General features: G+C 62.6%; 15 protein-coding genes. 7 read left to right on the forward strand and 8 right to left on the reverse strand.

Translation table 11 applies throughout. From position 1 onward, the window contains the following. The first annotated feature begins 74 nt into the window (after positions 1-74). Complete coding sequence (locus tag ACWEQQ_RS05025; RefSeq protein WP_452347201.1) at positions 75-734, forward strand: GntR family transcriptional regulator; 660 nt, start codon at positions 75-77, stop codon at positions 732-734. A 264-nt stretch (positions 735-998) separates the two neighbouring features. On the opposite strand, the gene ACWEQQ_RS05030 is transcribed toward ACWEQQ_RS05025, so the two are convergent. After that, on the reverse strand, positions 999-1,502 hold the full coding sequence (locus ACWEQQ_RS05030; RefSeq protein ID WP_452347202.1) for a MarR family winged helix-turn-helix transcriptional regulator: 504 nt from the start codon (positions 1,500-1,502) through the stop codon (positions 999-1,001). 763 nt (positions 1,503-2,265) lie between these two features. Here ACWEQQ_RS05030 and ACWEQQ_RS05035 point away from each other — a divergent pair. Together ACWEQQ_RS05035 and ACWEQQ_RS05040 are read left to right on the forward strand one after the other, a co-directional pair. Continuing rightward, positions 2,266-2,442 carry a hypothetical protein gene (locus ACWEQQ_RS05035; protein ID WP_452347203.1) on the forward strand — a complete coding sequence of 59 codons (177 nt, stop codon included), beginning with the start codon at positions 2,266-2,268 and terminating at the stop codon, positions 2,440-2,442. Positions 2,443-2,720: 278 nt separating this feature from the next. Beyond that, on the forward strand, positions 2,721-3,848 hold the full coding sequence (locus ACWEQQ_RS05040) for a carbon-nitrogen hydrolase family protein (protein WP_452347204.1): 1,128 nt from the start codon (positions 2,721-2,723) through the stop codon (positions 3,846-3,848). A gap of 799 nt (positions 3,849-4,647) precedes the next feature. Here the strand turns inward: ACWEQQ_RS05040 and ACWEQQ_RS05045 are convergent. Further along, positions 4,648-6,081: an aldehyde dehydrogenase gene (locus ACWEQQ_RS05045; protein ID WP_452347205.1), complete on the reverse strand. Its 1,434-nt coding sequence runs from the start codon at positions 6,079-6,081 to the stop codon at positions 4,648-4,650. 173 nt (positions 6,082-6,254) lie between these two features. On the opposite strand from ACWEQQ_RS05045, the gene ACWEQQ_RS05050 reads away from it, so the two are divergent. Beyond that, complete coding sequence (locus ACWEQQ_RS05050; RefSeq protein ID WP_452347206.1) at positions 6,255-6,893, forward strand: TetR/AcrR family transcriptional regulator; 639 nt, start codon at positions 6,255-6,257, stop codon at positions 6,891-6,893. Between the two features lie 65 nt (positions 6,894-6,958). On the opposite strand, the gene ACWEQQ_RS05055 is transcribed toward ACWEQQ_RS05050, so the two are convergent. Then, positions 6,959-7,222 carry a hypothetical protein gene (locus tag ACWEQQ_RS05055; RefSeq protein ID WP_452347207.1) on the reverse strand — a complete coding sequence of 88 codons (264 nt, stop codon included), beginning with the start codon at positions 7,220-7,222 and terminating at the stop codon, positions 6,959-6,961. Between the two features lie 133 nt (positions 7,223-7,355). On the opposite strand from ACWEQQ_RS05055, the gene ACWEQQ_RS05060 reads away from it, so the two are divergent. From ACWEQQ_RS05060 to ACWEQQ_RS05070, 3 genes are all read left to right on the forward strand, one after another. Then, on the forward strand, positions 7,356-8,924 hold the full coding sequence (locus tag ACWEQQ_RS05060; protein ID WP_452347208.1) for an IS1182 family transposase: 1,569 nt from the start codon (positions 7,356-7,358) through the stop codon (positions 8,922-8,924). Positions 8,925-9,188: 264 nt separating this feature from the next. Further along, positions 9,189-9,734 (forward strand): helix-turn-helix domain-containing protein, encoded by a 546-nt coding sequence (locus tag ACWEQQ_RS05065; RefSeq protein ID WP_452347428.1) that lies wholly within the window; start codon positions 9,189-9,191, stop codon positions 9,732-9,734. Beyond that, positions 9,647-10,285 carry an IS630 family transposase gene (locus ACWEQQ_RS05070; protein ID WP_452347209.1) on the forward strand — a complete coding sequence of 213 codons (639 nt, stop codon included), beginning with the start codon at positions 9,647-9,649 and terminating at the stop codon, positions 10,283-10,285. Before ACWEQQ_RS05065 ends, ACWEQQ_RS05070 begins: the two co-directional genes overlap by 88 nt. A gap of 448 nt (positions 10,286-10,733) precedes the next feature. Here the strand turns inward: ACWEQQ_RS05070 and ACWEQQ_RS05075 are convergent, their stop codons facing one another. The 5 genes from ACWEQQ_RS05075 to ACWEQQ_RS05095 form a co-directional block, all read right to left on the reverse strand. Beyond that, positions 10,734-11,648, reverse strand: coding sequence for an NAD(P)-dependent oxidoreductase (locus ACWEQQ_RS05075; RefSeq protein ID WP_452347210.1), 915 nt, complete (start codon positions 11,646-11,648; stop codon positions 10,734-10,736). After that, positions 11,645-12,397, reverse strand: a complete 753-nt coding sequence (locus ACWEQQ_RS05080) for an SDR family oxidoreductase (protein ID WP_452347211.1) — start codon at positions 12,395-12,397, stop codon at positions 11,645-11,647. The genes ACWEQQ_RS05075 and ACWEQQ_RS05080 overlap by 4 nt, the downstream gene beginning before the upstream one ends. 255 nt (positions 12,398-12,652) lie before the next feature. Then, positions 12,653-13,720 carry an NAD(P)H-dependent amine dehydrogenase family protein gene (locus tag ACWEQQ_RS05085; RefSeq protein ID WP_452347212.1) on the reverse strand — a complete coding sequence of 356 codons (1,068 nt, stop codon included), beginning with the start codon at positions 13,718-13,720 and terminating at the stop codon, positions 12,653-12,655. An 83-nt stretch (positions 13,721-13,803) separates the two neighbouring features. Continuing rightward, entirely contained in the window at positions 13,804-14,727 is a 924-nt protein-coding gene (locus tag ACWEQQ_RS05090; protein WP_452347213.1) for an SDR family NAD(P)-dependent oxidoreductase, read from the reverse strand. A 348-nt stretch (positions 14,728-15,075) separates the two neighbouring features. Then, positions 15,076-15,666 carry a TetR/AcrR family transcriptional regulator gene (locus ACWEQQ_RS05095; protein ID WP_452347214.1) on the reverse strand — a complete coding sequence of 197 codons (591 nt, stop codon included), beginning with the start codon at positions 15,664-15,666 and terminating at the stop codon, positions 15,076-15,078. Positions 15,667-15,807 lie beyond the last annotated feature (141 nt).

Raw genomic sequence — 15,807 nt, forward strand, 5'->3', positions numbered from 1 at the left:
CGGTTCAGTAGTATCGACTGTCGACAGAACAACTGTTGACAGTCGATACTTGACACACAGTGAGGCCCGCACCGATGTCCGTAGAACCGATTGCCCTGCTAGGCCTGGAAAAAACAAGCCTGCGTCAACAAGCTCTGTCGGTGTTGCGTAAGGCGATCAGCACCGGGCAGATCCCGCCCGGCACCCACCTGGTCGAAACCGAGATCTCCGAACGGCTGCAGATCAGCCGCGGCACTCTTCGCGAAGCCATGCGGCAATTGCAACAAGAAGGCCTGATTTCGGCGGGTCCCCGAGGGCGACTGTCGGTGCGGCATCTGGACGCCAAGGAAATCCGCGACATCTTCGCTGTCCGTGCTGCGCTCGAAAGTCTTGCGGTGCGCGAACTTTGCGCGCAGTCGGACCGCACAGGCATCGTCGAGAGTCTGCGGGCGGCGGTGCGGGAGATGGAATCACGCGCGGGCGACGACCTCGAGAACCGAATCGAAGCCGATCTGAACTTCCATCGGACGATGTGCCGCCTCTCCGGCAACGAGACACTGCTGCACTCCTGGTCGTCGTTGGAAGGCAGCATCAGGATGTCGATCATGTATGCCGGCTTAGAACGCGCCATCAAGAACATGGATGCCACCCGCCATAACGACATTGTCGATGCGATCGAAACCGGTGGTGCGGCCAAGGCTGCCAAGACGATCACCGCGCACATGGAGGCCGCCGCACGTGTGCTCATCTCCTGAGTGAATCGGGGATGTGTGTACGGCGGCGTCCTCTTCCCGTGGGGAACATTCCGCAGCGTAAGAATCTTTTTCGGATACAACGAGCCTCGACTCGTCAGATTCGGGCCCTGAAGTCGGCATCAGCGGTTGTTTTCGTGGATGAGGAAGGAGGCGGGTTGTATATCGCGAGCCGGTCAGGGCGCGAAGCGTAGGCCACAACACTCCTGCCAGCGCCGAGCACTTCCTCCGTCCGTCCGGTGTGTCTTCGTTTGCCTACACATGGAATTACGACGGCGGGGCGATGGTTTCCCACTGGTCGGCCAGTGCGGTCAACATCGCCATCAGGGCTTGTCGTTCGGCCGCAGTCCGGCCGCCGAACAGTAATTCGTCCAGCTCACGGGTTTTGCGATTGGCTTCGGCGTAAACGTCGGCGCCTTCCTCGGTCAGATGCAACAGTTTTCGTCTGCCGTCCGTGGTATCGGTTTCGCGCCAGACCAGGCCACGCTTCTCCAGTCGTCGCACCACGTCGGCCATGGTCGAACGATCGAGTGCGACTGTTGCCGCCAGCGAGCCTTGGTCGACCCCTGAATATCGGGCTACTGCTGTCAGTACCGCGAACTGCGGGCCGGTGAGCACCGGATCGACATTGCGCGCCCATGCCGCCAGATAGGCCTGGTAGAGGCGGCGGGCAAGGAAGCCCGGCGCTGCCAGCAATTCTGGGGGTGAGACCGGTGCCGCCAGCGTGCTCCGGGTATTGTTGCGGCTCGCGCTGGACAGATGTTTCACCACGCCTCTCAGCTAAGCACAGGCCGTTCGAGTTGGAGATGTCGTGCTGGCGGCTGAAAATCTGACGGTGTCCGCCTATCGGCAGCGCGCCCATCGCTGGGTGATGAGCGGTGCGTCGGTGGGCCAACAGACCAAGCGCCTTCGGCCCGGACCGCCGTCGGGGCGTTCGTATCCATGACGGTGTCGGGAAGACCGAACATCGGCCAGAGAAGCGATTCGGCTCATCGATAGGTCCCATGCGCATCCGCAAGCACCGCCAAACGCCCCGACTGGTCAATAATCGACGGAGGTCCGGTGGTTGGCCGTAATGTTGCCGCTAAGTCGATGCCCTGCACCGGGTACCGCAGGGTCGAGATTCAATGCCGACAGTATCTTGTAGGCGGTGGTGGTCGTCGCCGACAGCACTGGCAACCCCCCGTGGATTCTTTCGACCGGGTCGACGGATCGCAAAGAAGGCATCTGCACACACGCGGACAATATGATCGCGTCGGCTCGGCCGATATCGAGTTTGCGTGAGTATGAGTGGGCCACGGGGTGGGCCATACCCCACGCCGCTACCGGTCTTCCAACTCTCCGAAGCGAACGTCGGAACCACGACCGAGGCGATCGCCAAGACTTGGCCACGATGGCCTGCACTTGCCTGCTCTGTTGCTGTCCAGCTGTGACGAGCGCGGTCGTCGAATCCCATTATGGGTTCCAGCTCGACGACTTCTGACTGCGGATCAGAACTCCTGGTGCGCTCATACGGGGCGGCGACGGTTCGGTCGTGACCGCTGAAGGCTTCGCCGAGGCGCAGGACAGCAATCCTGCGGCTGATTTCAGGACTGTCCCAAAGGCCGGCCACATGGTGTGCTGGGACAATCTGACCGCCGCCCTGGCCGTCGTGCGGCAGGTGTTGACGACCGACGTCGAACGTACAGCGCAAGCTCGTAGTCATTTGTGATGAGGTCTGCGTTCAGGAACTTATAGTCCGAGTGCAGATGATTTGACCGGCGTAGAGGCTTGTTGATCTGGTCGGTTGAAGATCCTGGTGGATCTTCGGACGGGCTTGGCGAACCACAGCCAGGGATTGTTTCTGTCATATGAAGATGCTGTTAAGGGGGCCGATCGGTTGGTTGCTGATCTAGATTTTCACTACTCGATTTCGGATTTCCTCTTGCGTGATCGATTCGTCCGTGTTCGGATTAATAGAGGAGTCCCGGTCACGGGAATGAGCAGGAAGTGAAGATCATCATGGCCACCAATGGAACGACCCGCGTGGTCGCCGCCGTCCATGCCGCGCCGGTGTTCATGGACACCGACGCCACTGTGGACCAGGTAATCGGATTCATCGAACAGGCCGGTCGAGACGGCATCGATCTGCTGGTGTTTCCGGAGACGTTCGTACCCGGGTACCCGTACTGGATCGAGTGTTATCCGCCACTGCAGCAGGTGGCAGCGAACGCCGAGTACACACACGCTTCGATCGAGGTGCCCGGACCGGAGATCAGTCGTATCCAGTCCGCTTGCGCGCGAGCCGGAGTCGAAATCGTGCTCGGCATCAGCGAGCGCCTCGCGGGTACTGGGACGTGCTTTAATTCGCAGGTCTTCGTGGATGCTGACGGGACGCTGCTGGGAGTGCATCGCAAACTTCAGCCGACCTATGTCGAACGTATCGTCTGGGCGCAAGGGGGCGGGGCGACGCTGTCGGTGGTGGATTCGACCTCTGGGCGTGTCGGCGGACTGGCGTGCTGGGAGCACACGATGAACCTGGCTCGGCAGGCGCTGATCGAGCAGGATGAGCAGATCCACGCCGCCGCGTGGCCGGCGCTGTCCACGATGGCCGGCTTCGAGGCCGTCGCCGATGCTCAGATCGAGGCGATGATGAAGACTCATGCACTGACTGCGCAGGTGTTTGTCGTTTGCGCCTCGAATTATGTCGACCGCGTCTGCTTGGACTGGATGGATGCGAATCTGGGACCACAGTCGTTCGTCACCGAGGGCGGCGGATGGTCGGCGGTTATCCACCCGTTCAATTCTTTCCTCGGCGGCCCGCAAACCGGCGCCGAGGAAAAACTGGTCACCGCGACCGTTGATCTGTCGGATTTCGGTGTAGTGAAGGCATGGGTGGACGCCAAGGGCCATTACGCGCGACCGGAGGTGTTGCGCCTGCAGGTTGATCGCCGTTCCCTCTGGCCCGACGAGGCCGCCGAGCCTAGCCCCCAAACGGTGCGAACGGCCATCAAGCGCTTCCGTATTCCGCCCGAAGCGGCCACGCTTCCTGTCGGCGGCGTCCGTCCTGTCCGCCAGGAATGGGATTCCGCCGCCGCGACCGAACTGAATACTGCTGGCCGACAGAACCGAGACTGACGACGGATCGCGCTGAATGATGGGCAGAGCGAACACCGTCCGTTCTGCCGATCTCGCGCATCGCGGGACACGATGATCGGAGCCGATGTTTCGCCGACTGCTCAGATGACCCCCGCGCCGCCGCGGCGGCGTACCGACAGTCTTCTCGACCACCCGGATGCCTTACGTCCAGGCGTGTAACGAATCGGACTTGCGATCTGGGAGCACGTCGATGCGTTGATGGGTCACCGGGTCGATGATAAGAAACAATCCTGGAGTTTCCCGAGGTCGCCGGGGCGGGATAGTCTGCAGGTCAGCGGGTTTCGGTCGACAGTGAGATCATTCGGCCGATTGAATCTCATTCAGGTTTTCCAAAGTTCTACCGTCTTCGCCATCACTCGTGCACGGATGGTGAAGACGAGGAGGCTCAAGTGGCACTTGCCGCAGTCGGGAACTGCGTAATCGCCGGGTTCAGTTCCGGCGACACCGGAAGAGATCGCCGAGCTGGGGCGCTGCAACAGCTTTTCTCTCAGTCTCGGAATTATTGAATCTGGATTATTCATCGGTTGAACCGATCATTCGAGGAACGCTATTGCTTTGCGTTGATTACCGCGCTCTCGTCGTGTTTGGACGTCGGCAAAAAATAAGCCTCGTGCGGAGGCAACTCCTCGACTCGATTGGCGAATATTGAATGTCCGGAGGGCATCGCCTTCGGACTGTGCGGCGCGGACGGACTCAAGGTTCGAAGTGCTGGCCGCGCCGCGGTGGTAAGGGTGTCGATTGCCCGAACGCAGCGCTCAGGGTGGATGATTGAAGTCGGTCAGCCCATGCGGGCGATGGACTTGTACTCGAGGTATGCCGACAATCCTTCGGGGCCGAGTTCACGTCCGATGCCGCTGTTCTTGTATCCGCCGAACGGCGCGCCCGGCTCAAGCATGAACATGTTGACTCCGTAGGTGCCGGCGCGAACCTGGCGAGCGACGTCCCTGCCGTGTTCGGCGTCAGCGGTCCACACCGAGCCGGCGAGACCGTAGTCGCTGTCGTTGGCGATTCGTATGGCGTCTTGCTCGTCGTCGTAGGCGATCACCGTCAGGACCGGACCGAAGATCTCTTCCCTGGCAACCCGCATGTCGTTGGTGACATCGGCGAAGACGGTCGGTGTGACGTACCAGCCTTGCTCGAACGGGCGCTCCGGTCCGCCGACTACGATCCGGGCACCCTCCGCCAGCCCGAGCTCGATATAGCTTTCGACGCGCTCCCGCTGTCGCCGCGATACCAACGGGCCGATCTCAGTGGTGGGGTCCATCGGGTCGCCGACCTTCATGCCGCCGACAGTTTCCGCCAGTGCTGTCACAACTTCGTCGTAGCGCTTGCGGGACGCCAAGATTCGGGTCTGTGCCACACAAGCCTCGCCGTTGTTCATTAGTCCGGTGAGCTTGAGCCACTGCATCGTCGGTCCGAGGTCGGCGTCATCGAGGATGATCGCGGCGGACTTGCCGCCGAGCTCGAGCGTGCACCGCTTGAGCTGCTCACCACATATCGCGCCGATGTTCCTGCCGGCAGCGGTTGACCCGGTAAAGGCGACTTTGTCGACGCCCGGGTGGCGGACCAGATACTCGCCGACCTCGCGGCCCGCGGTCACTATGTTGATCACGCCCTTGGGTAGGCCCGCCTCTTCGAACATCTCGGCCAGGGGATACGGATCCAGCGCGGTCTCTGGTGCCGGCTTCAGCACGACTGAGCAGCCTGCGATCAGCGCGGGCGCCAGCTTGAGGGCAACGATGTAGTGCGGCATGTTCCACGGCACGATCGCCGCAACCACCCCGAGGGGCTCGCGACGCACAGTGACCGGCCCCATCATGCCGGGCCGCTCCTCCTCCCAGGCGAAACTTCTACCCAGGCTGGCGTAATAACTCCATACGGCGTGCGCTTGCCCGGTCTGCCCGACGTTCGAGAAGGAGATCGGCGTACCTACCTCGGCGGTGATCAGTTCGGAAAGCTCTCCCATTCGTTCTCCATACAGTTGAACGAATCTATCCAACACAGCCGCGCGGTCTGCCGGATCCATCCGTGCCCATGGCCCGTAATCGAAAGCCGCTCGTGCCGCTGTGACTGCACGGTCCATGTCGGCAGGCGTGCCATCGGGCGCTCGGCCGATCACCTGCTCGGTATGGGGCGAGATGACCTCGATGGTTCCACTGCCTGCCGGTGCGACCCAGTCGCCATCGATAAACAGCAGATCGCGTTCGAACATATTGCGCTCCCAGACTTCAGCGGCCGACGAGTATCCGAGACTGGTCGGATAGGTGTCCAAACCCTAGCCCTGCGATGCAGACATGTGCAATAGTGCACATTGATGCAAGATCTTGCACTCCTTCTCAGGGGTTCGCGCGCGATCGACAAGGGCTCGAGCCGAGGAGCGGGAAAGTGGTCCGGAGGCGCGGATGGGGTGGCAGTCCGCCGAACGATGATACGGAGGCATCTCGTCGAATCGTCGCTGCCGCAATTGATTTGATCGGACGCACCGGCTTGGACGTCAGCGTCGCGGATGTGGCGGACTCACTGGGCATCATCCGCCAGACGGTGTACCGATACTTCCCCAGTGCTGACGCGCTGAGGCAAGCTGCGGCGGTTGCTCTGATCGATGTGTTTCTCGATCGACTCGCCCAACAGGCAAAGGGGATTGCAGATCCTGTCGACGCGATGATAGAGGCTGTGGTTTACGCGCTGGCCGAGGCACTCCGAACGCCTCAGCTGGGCATTCTGCTCTCGACTCCATGGTCGAGCGTCCGCGCCGAGTTCCTCAGCCTTCGGGAAGTGAGAACCTACGGAATGACTATGATCAAACGTTTCGACGTCGACTGGGAGCACTTCGGTTACGACGATGAATCTCTGTGCGAACTTGTCGAATTCGTCCTGCGCACCGTACATTCGCTTTACATCTCTCCTGGGAGCCGCCCCCGGAGCGATGATGAGCTTCGACGGTATCTGCGCCGCTGGTTGGGGCCCGCCATTATCGCTCAAGTGAAGTCACATGCGGAAGCCGGGCCGATACTCACGATCTGATCGCCGCCCGCACAGTAGGTTGCGGCGGCGTCGAGCTTGGGCGTCGCTCCCGAACGCGGATTCGGCTACGCGCGCCGGGGCGATGTAACCGAGAGAGTTGGAGATTTCGGTGGCCGTCTTTCGGACCAGGCGCCGATCTCGTTGAGCGGGCCTTCCATTCTTTCGGCGACGTCGGCAACGCTGATTGTGGCGATCGGTGTGCCGATGTGGTCGAAAATTGCTGCTTCGCAACAGCAACTGGATGCATCGAACTTGTGGCGATCCTCTGACCTGCGCTGGCGCGCATGTTCGATCTCGGCCCGCAGATCGCTCACCGTGTCTTTGTTCACGGGGGACTGGCTCCGATCGAACCAGTTCGGCCGGGACATCCTCCATTGGTCAGCAGGCAGGGCGGCTAGGAGACTGCTGAATAAGTTTTGAGTTTCCCTGGCCGGCCGCAGGCCGGCCAGGGAAACTCGTGGGGTGCAGGGTGTGGGTGGGTCGAACCCGGAGTTGATGGACGCGGCGGCGTTGGTCGGGCATCTGGTTCCGGTGGGGAGCGTGTTCGCGTTTCTGGCCGCCCATCGCCGGGAAGTGTTCCCGGCGGCGATGTTCGAGGATCTGTTTCCCAGCAGGACCGGACGGCCGAGTCTGGCCTGCGATGTCGCGGCGACGGTGCTGGTGTTGCAGGCGCTGCACGACCTGTCGGACCGGGAAACCGAGCAGGCCCTGCGGTGTGATCTGAGGTGGAAGGTGGCCTGCGGGCTGGCGCTCGACGATGCGGGGTTCGATGCGTCGACGCTGACGTATTGGCGTCGACGGCTGGCGAAATCGCAGAGCCCGAACCGGATCTTCGACGCGGTCCGCGCCGTGACCGCCGAAACCGGTGTGCTGCAAGGAAAGACACGACGAGCATTGGATACGGTGGTGCTCGACGATGCGGTCGCCACCCAGGACAGCGTGACCCAGCTGATCGCCGCGATCCGCCGGGTGAGACGCGAAGTGCCCGGCGCGGCAGCGGTCATCGCCGCGCAGTGCCACGCCCACGACTACGACGATCCGGGCAAGCCGGCGATCGCGTGGGACGACACCGCGGCCCGGGAAGCGTTGGTGTCTGCGCTGGTCTGTGACGCCACCAGGATCACAGATGCATTGGCGGACACCGTATTCGACGCGGAGTCGGCAGAGAAGGCGTCGCAGGCGCTGGCGTTGCTGGCGTTGATCGCCGGACAGGACGTGGAGCCAGCCGAGGGCTCCGACGGCACCGACGGGCGCTGGCGCATCGCCCGCAAGGTCGCCGAGGACCGGGTGATCTCGGTGGTCGACCCCGAGGCCCGCCACGTCCACAAAACCGTGCGCAAACGCCAGGACGGCTACAAGGCCCACGTCGCGGTCGAACCCGACACCGGCCTGTTCACCGATGGCGCGCTCACCAAGGCCGCCGGCATCGACAACCACGAGACCGTGGTCGGCTTGGAACTCCTCGCCGACGAGGGCGGGCCACGAGAAGTATTGGGCGACAACGCCTATGGGGCCGGTAACATGCGTGCCGAACTGGCCGAGCGTGGCCACACCGCGATCATCAAACCGGCCCCGCTGCGCCCCGCTGTCGAGGGCGGGTTCACCCTCGACGAGTTCACCTTCCACGACGATGCGACCGTGACCTGCCCGAACAACATCACCCGAGCGATCACCACGAAACACAAGGTCGTGTTCGGCATCGCCTGCCGCGAGTGCCCACTACCGCCGCAGTGCACCACCAGCAAGTCCGGGCGCACCCTCAACCTGCACGAACACCACACGTTGCTGCGTCAAGCCCGCCGGGATTGGCGCGAACGCGACGATCTGGGCGACACCTACCGCCGACACCGACCCATGGTCGAGCGGTCGATCTCCTGGCTCGTCGGAGAAAAAGGCCGCTGCCGGAAACTGCGCTACCGCGGCGTCAACGCCAACGACGCCTGGCTGCACCGGCGCATGGCCGCGCTGAACCTGCGCCGCCTGCTCAACCTCGGCCTCACCCGCAACGACACCACCTGGGCCCTCGCCTGACCCACCCCAGCACCCCGCTGGCACCCACAATCCCACCCAGCCGAAATCACCCACCCCGGTGAAGAATCCAGCCGCGCCCTCACCACCCACACCCGCGATCACCATCAGATTCCGCCGCACAGCGACGGAACCCGAAACAAGCCTTCAGCAGTCTCCTAGTGCTGCGTTCCTCAATGATCGTGTATCTTGTTGCTGGTCTTGGTGGTTCGGCTGTGGTCGAGGTGGGTTCTGCCGAAGGTGTTGGTTGCGCGGGCAGCACGGGATGTGTTGGAGGAGCGCAAGATTCGTAAGCTGGCTGCGGCTCGGCACGCACCTGGGGATTGGATCCGGCGTGCGCGGATGATCACGGCGAGTTGGGACGGTATGTCCACTGCGGAGATCGCGAGCGCGCTGGGCTGTCATCGGCAGACAGTGCGAGAACGGTTGCACAGGTTCAATACTCACGGCTTGGATGGCCTGGGCGATCGGCGAGGGGCAGGGCGTAAACCGCGGCTGACCGAAACAGAGCGCAGCCGGATCGTGGCCTTGGTCGCCACCACCCCGCCGGGGCGTTTGACCCGGCGATCCGACGGGGCTCTGGAGGCCGAGCAGGACGCAGCGCCGTCGAGCTGGACCCTGGATTCGCTCACCACGGCCCTGCGCGCCGAAGGCATTGTCGTAGGCCGTAGTCAGGTCCGCAGAATCCTTGCGGCAGAAGGTGTTCGATGGCGTAGACCGCGGTCGTGGACGACGAGCAAGGACCCGTACTTCGTCCCAAAAGGACCCACATCGGCGGTCTCTACACGCAGCCACCCGCAGGCGCCACGGTAGTCTGCGCCGACGAACTGGGCCCGGTCTCACCCCGAACTTTCGGACCAGCGCCAGGGTGGTCGGTCGATGGGCACCGGATCCAAGCGACACTGGAATACTCGCGCGGCCCGGACAAGATCTGGGTCTACGGATCGATCCGCGTCCGCGACGGCCACGCCGTCACGCTCACCGCGTCCTCCCGCAACAGCGTCAACTACCAGCGCTTCCTCGAACTGATCGAACAAGCCAATCCGACCGGTGACATCTACGTCGTCACCGACAACCTGTCCAGTCACAACAGAAAATCCACCCGCGAATGGCTCGAGGACCATCCGAGGATCAAGCACGCGTTCATCCCGGTCGGGGCGTGCTGGCTCAACCTGCAAGAACCATGGTGGCGGATCTTCCGGCGAGAAGCCCTCGCCGGACAAACCTTCGCCGACCACACAGAGATCGACCGAGCCAGCCACCAAGCCACGGCCGCCCTCAATGCCCGCGCACGACCATGGATCTGGGGCAGACCAGCCCCGAAACCCCGAACCCTACGCCGCCGCTTTGTGTACCACCTTTGAGGAACGCAGCACTAGATATGCGCGGCCGACGGAGGTCGAATGCAGCGGCCGTGAACCCAGTTCAGCGGACACGCCGACCGGTCTCGGGCCGCGCTCGCGCAGGATGAGCACCATGCTGGGTTCGCTCGTGACGGCCAAGCTAGCGGTTTCCTGGGTGGTGGGCCTGCAACAGACGTTGGTCTGTTGTCCTCGCTGCCGTGGATCGGCGCGATCGTCACGATATTCGCTATGGCCAAACTCGGGAGATTCTGGAGGCCCTGTTCAACGAAAGGCCCGAAGTTCGCGACGGCCGATGATCGTGCCCAACCGGCCTGGCCTGGGCTTCAGCGTCAGCGAGCAAACGGGGGCATGCACCACCCAACACCGGGAGTTCTAGAAAGGCCCGGCATTCTGCTGTATCAGGCATCTTCGGCCGAGGGTTCGTGGAGGTGCCCGCCCGTCGGCAGTGTCACGCGCGCGAAGAAGGCAACGGGGGGACTCCAAGCCCCGCACCCAAATGCTGCATAGCCAGGGTGGCAAATGGTAGCTCTGTATCGAGGCGGGCGCCTAGTTCGAGGGCTAGTGAAAGGTCCTTTTCGCCCAGGTCTCGTACGCGCTGCAGGATCGGCAGCCAGAAATCTCCTTCCGCGATCGGGCCGGTCCGATCGCGCAGCATTATGGCTCCGGGGCCCCCTGTCGCGGCATCGGAATGCCTGACGACCTTGCCCAGTAGATTGATATCGACTCCCGCAGTTTCGGCCAGGCGCTGCGCCTCGGTTGCCGCGGCGAAGGCTACGAAGTGGAGGAGGTTGCGCGCTAGCTTCAATCGAGTACCCGCGCCGACCGGCCCTGCATGCGCAATCAGGTCAGAGAAGCAGCTGAACGGGCCCCGGACACGCTGAACCGCTTGCTCATTGCCGCCGACCATGACGGCGAGCCGTCCTCGTTTCGCACTCGGCGCGCCGCCGCTCACGGGTGCGTCGATCAGGTCGACACCGTATTTGCTGCAGCCGGCCGCAAGTTCTTCGGCAAGTTGGTCGCTGATGGTGGAGTGCACGGCGATCACCGTGCCGGGCGTGGCAGTCCGCAGCACGCCGTCAGGCCCGTCGACCACTTGCCGCACCTGCTCGTCACTCACCACAGCAATGCTGATCAATGCACAGGTGGCCGCCACATCAGCGCCGGAGCCGGCTGTTGCTGCCCCACGTTCGCTGAAGGGCAGCATTGCTTCGGGGCGCATATCGCAAACCGTCAGACCGCCGGACCAATCGAGTAGGCGTTCCGCCATCGGCGCACCGATATTGCCGAGGCCGATAAATCCAACTCTGAATGGATCAGACGCCAATGGGTGTGGCGCCGACAGGGCCGGCTCAACCGGCCTCATGAGCGGAAAACCTGTCCGCCATCGACATTGAAGATCTGACCGGTGACCCAGCTGGCTTCATCGGACAGCAGGTAGCAGCAGGCGCCAACCAGATCCTGCGGAGTACCCACCCGCTTGAGGGGAAGTCGTTTCACCATGTCGTCGACGACGACCGTCGGTGTGACGTTCTTGGTTGCCTCGGTATCGATCGGGCCCGGTGCGATCGCGTTGATTCGGATGTTCGACCCGCCGAGTTCAGTAGCGAGTTGCTGGGTCAATCCGTTGATGCCGACCTTGGCCAAGCCGTAGAAGCTGGAGTATGTCCATGCGGCAGTGGAGGATTGGTTGACGATCGATCCACCGCCTGCTTTCGCCATGTGTCGCCACACGGCGCGGGTCATGTTCAGGGCGCCGTCCATGTTGACGCTCATGAATTTCTTGTAGTAGTCCCAGTCGATGCTCAGCAGCAGGTTGAGCTTCATATCGCCGTAGATGGCAGCGTTGTTCACCAGATGGTGTATGCCGCCGAATTCCCGAACGGTGAATTCTGCCAGGGCCGCGGCAGATCCGGGATCGGCAACGTCGACCTCGCCGAAGACAGCAGCCCCTCCATTGGCGACGATGGCCGCGGCGACTGCTTTGCCTCGATCGATATTCCGGTCTGCCACAACAACTTGCGCGCCATGCGCGGCGAGCGCTTCGGCGTACGCCGCACCGATCCCCTGAGCGGCTCTTGTGACGATGACGGTCTTTTCTGCGAATCTGGACAAGGTCAACTCCTGGTGGGTGGAAACCGCCGCCTCAGGCCACGGTGGCATCTCATTTTGTTAGTCGGTGCTGCCGGCCGTCGTGCACAATGCTCCGATGGCCGCATTCATACCGCGAGACCGACTTCGGCTGCGCGCCTGGGAAGTCTGTTCGCCGCGGGGGTTGGCCCGGAGCGAATTCGCCACCATCACTTGGCATGAGGGTTACCGTCGATCAACAGCGGTGAGCTGGCTGCGGCCGGGGCTGTTCGTCGGTCATCACTGCTGCCGCGCAGTGAAGTCGTAGCGAGCGCGTCCGGTAATCAGCGGAAGGTCAGCGAGGGTTTGGATACCGGGCTCGGCGGCGCACACGTAAGGAATCGCGTTGACGCAATGCGCTGCGGTGGCGACGATTCCAGGGTTGCTGGTCAGCCCTTCCTCAATGGTCTCGGGCTGCCAGCCCTTGATAGTCACGAACGCGTCCGGATTGCCCTTGACCTCCACCTCGTAGCGCTCGCCTGCTGCGCCGAGGGTCCAAGGTGGACTGAGGTGCTCCTCTCCCATCAGCCAGTTGACGGATATGCAGACGATCACGGTGTCGTTGAGGACGCCCTCCCACTGAAAGCGTTGCGCCGCAACCTGTCCGGGTTCAATGACGCCGATCGGTGAGTCGATCGGTGCCACCGCGACTGCAACTTCCTGCGACATCCGGATCTCAGCGTCTGCGCTGACGGCGAGGGCGTCGAGGCACATCCGGACGGATTGTGTGAAGCCGGCGCTGAGCAACCCCAGCATCCGTCCTTTCATCGCGTCCTCGGGGCTGGCGCCGAAGCGCATGATCGAGCGCAGTACGTCGGGTGCGTTGTAGGTGCGCATATCAGAGAATTCCTCGCCGCGTACGAATGTCACTGAGCTCGACAACGCCGAAAATACGAGCGGAAGGAGTTCGGTGGCACCGCCAGGCCCGATCCCTGTGCCGTGCAGCGTCGAGTTTCCAGCGAGGCCCGCGGCCCGTAGTGGTGCAGCATCTCGCTCGGTGGGATAGAACCAGCCCACCGGGGTCACGACATTCTTTCCTGACCGCAGTAGCGCCTCCACTTCGTGAGCATTCGGCACCAACGGTGCGTAGATCACGGCGTCGGCGTCCAACGCGACAATCTCATCGAAGCTGGACGTCGCGATCACACCGATCGGGTCGATCCCCATAATTCTGCCTACGTCGACGCCGTCCTTTCGCTTCGAATGCACCCAGCAGCCGACCAATTCGAGCTCAGGATGCTCTAGTACGCCGGAGATGGCGGCCCGCCCCACTTCTCCCGTCGCCCACTGCACAACTCTCAGGGACATGGCCACTCCTTCATGAGCAGACTGTTCGAGCCTTGAGCGGTCTCGTATCTGCAGGGCGCGGTGGTTATCAGCAACGTAGTCGGCTAACTACACAAAGCTTCCGACAGCGCCCATAGCTTCGCGGCGAAGTCTTCGTCCTGCGCGTATGGCTGTACCTCACCGCTGATATGGCACTCTTCGAGGTACACGGACCCGACCTCGGCCAGCTCCGGGGTGATCGCTGCCCAAACCTGAGTAGCCGCCCCTTGATCCGGCATTACGAAGTCAAGGTAACCATCGGTGAGTTCGCCCCTGGCTGCCGTGCTGGCGGCGGCGTACTTGCGCAGGCGGGAGTAGTCCTCTCGCGCCATGTGACGACCCAACGAGGTCGCGACAGCGCCGGGATTGACAGAATACGCCCGAACTCCGTAGTGGCGTAACTGGCGATCGAGTTCGACCATATGCAGGATGTTGGCGGTCTTCGAGGCGCCATACGCGCGGAATTTGTTGTACTCGCGCTTCTCCCAGTTCAGGTCGTCGAAGTCGAGGCCGCCCATCGCATGACCGCTCGAGGACATGATCACTACTCGAGCTCCGTTGGCGGCCACTAGCTGCGGAGTCAGCAACCTCGTGAATTCGAAGTGACCAAGATGGTTGGTCCCGAACTGCAATTCGAATCCGTCACTGGTCCGGCCGAAAGGAGTGAACATCACGCCGGCGTTGTTCATCAGCACGTGCACTGCTTGTGTTCGCTCCGCGATCTCAATTGCCGCTTTGCGGACGCTGGAGAGTGAAGCCAGATCCAGCTGAACAGTGGAGGTTTGGGCATACGCTATGTCTTTGCGAATCCACGCCTCCGCATCGGAGGCGGAGGCGTGGTTGCGCGCGGCAAGCACCACGTGTGCGCCCGTTGCGGCCAGAGCGCGCGCCGACTGCAGGCCTAGCCCTGACGAGGCGCCGGTGACCACACAGGTTTTGCCGGTCAGATCGAATCCCTCGACGACTTCGAGTGCGGTTGGGCGTGTCATTTCGAACCTGCGCGGAGGTGGCGTGGGTTGATTGCCTGCCGGACTGGCTCTTGCCAGACGCTCATCTGTACTCCGGTCGCGATTGGTGGTAGGTCAGGTTCGCTCCAAGTCCGCAATGGGGTCTATGGCCGCGATGCCGGGGCGGGCTGTGGCGCAGGGGTTCTGGGACACAGCCCGCCGTCGAGACAGACGTTACAACATCATGCATTCGACTGCAATAGCGCATCTGTGTGCATTATGCGGCGATTGGGTCATCGCCGACTGCTTGACTGCAGTCCGACTTTGTTATCTCGACGATCACAGATTGGGGCTCCCGTGGTGCCCGCGACCGCGGGCGGCTGAACCCTGTCAGGGCCGAGTCGACTGGCCTGTCATCAACAGGTCGACCAGCGCTGCGGCTACATCGTGAAGTCCGGTGTCGAGTGCAAAGGTGTTGTCGACGGTCCAGTTGACGATGCCTCGGACCAATGCGCCCACGATGATGTCGGCGAGGATCGCCGGGGCGTGCCGGCTGGTTATCTCGCCGTCGGCGACGCCCTGCTTGACCATCTCGAGAAATGTGTCGTGCAGGATGAATCCGCGCTGATAACCGGTCGGGGTCGCGATCAGCATTACGCCGATCATTTCGCGATAGGTGTCGCCCTGCCCGAGGAGCTCCGCCGAAATGTCATCGAAGAATCCGATCAACCGAGCCGGGAGGGGTTGGCCGGAGCGGTCGAAGAGAACGTCGTGGAGGTGGATCAATCGCTGCTCGGCCAGGGCACGAATCAAGTCCTGGCGCGTCGGAAAGTGGTTGAAGAAGGTGCGATTGGCGACGTCTGCCCGTTCGCAGATTTCCTCGATCTTGGTTACCTCGATGCCCTGCGACAGGAAGAGGTCGAAGGCGGCCTGCAGTATCCGCTCGCGCACTTCGCGCTTACGACGGTCCAATCGGTTCACGTGGGCACTCCCTGCAGCCGTCCTTGCGCATGTGTGAGAGTTTGCAGTCAAGTGCACTCTCTGAGGTGTACCTTACACCGGGGTGTTCAGCTCGCACGTACGGCCAGAGTGGTCCTGTTCAGATCTACAGGCAGCCCTGTG

The organism is Nocardia sp. NPDC004123, from assembly GCF_053603795.1.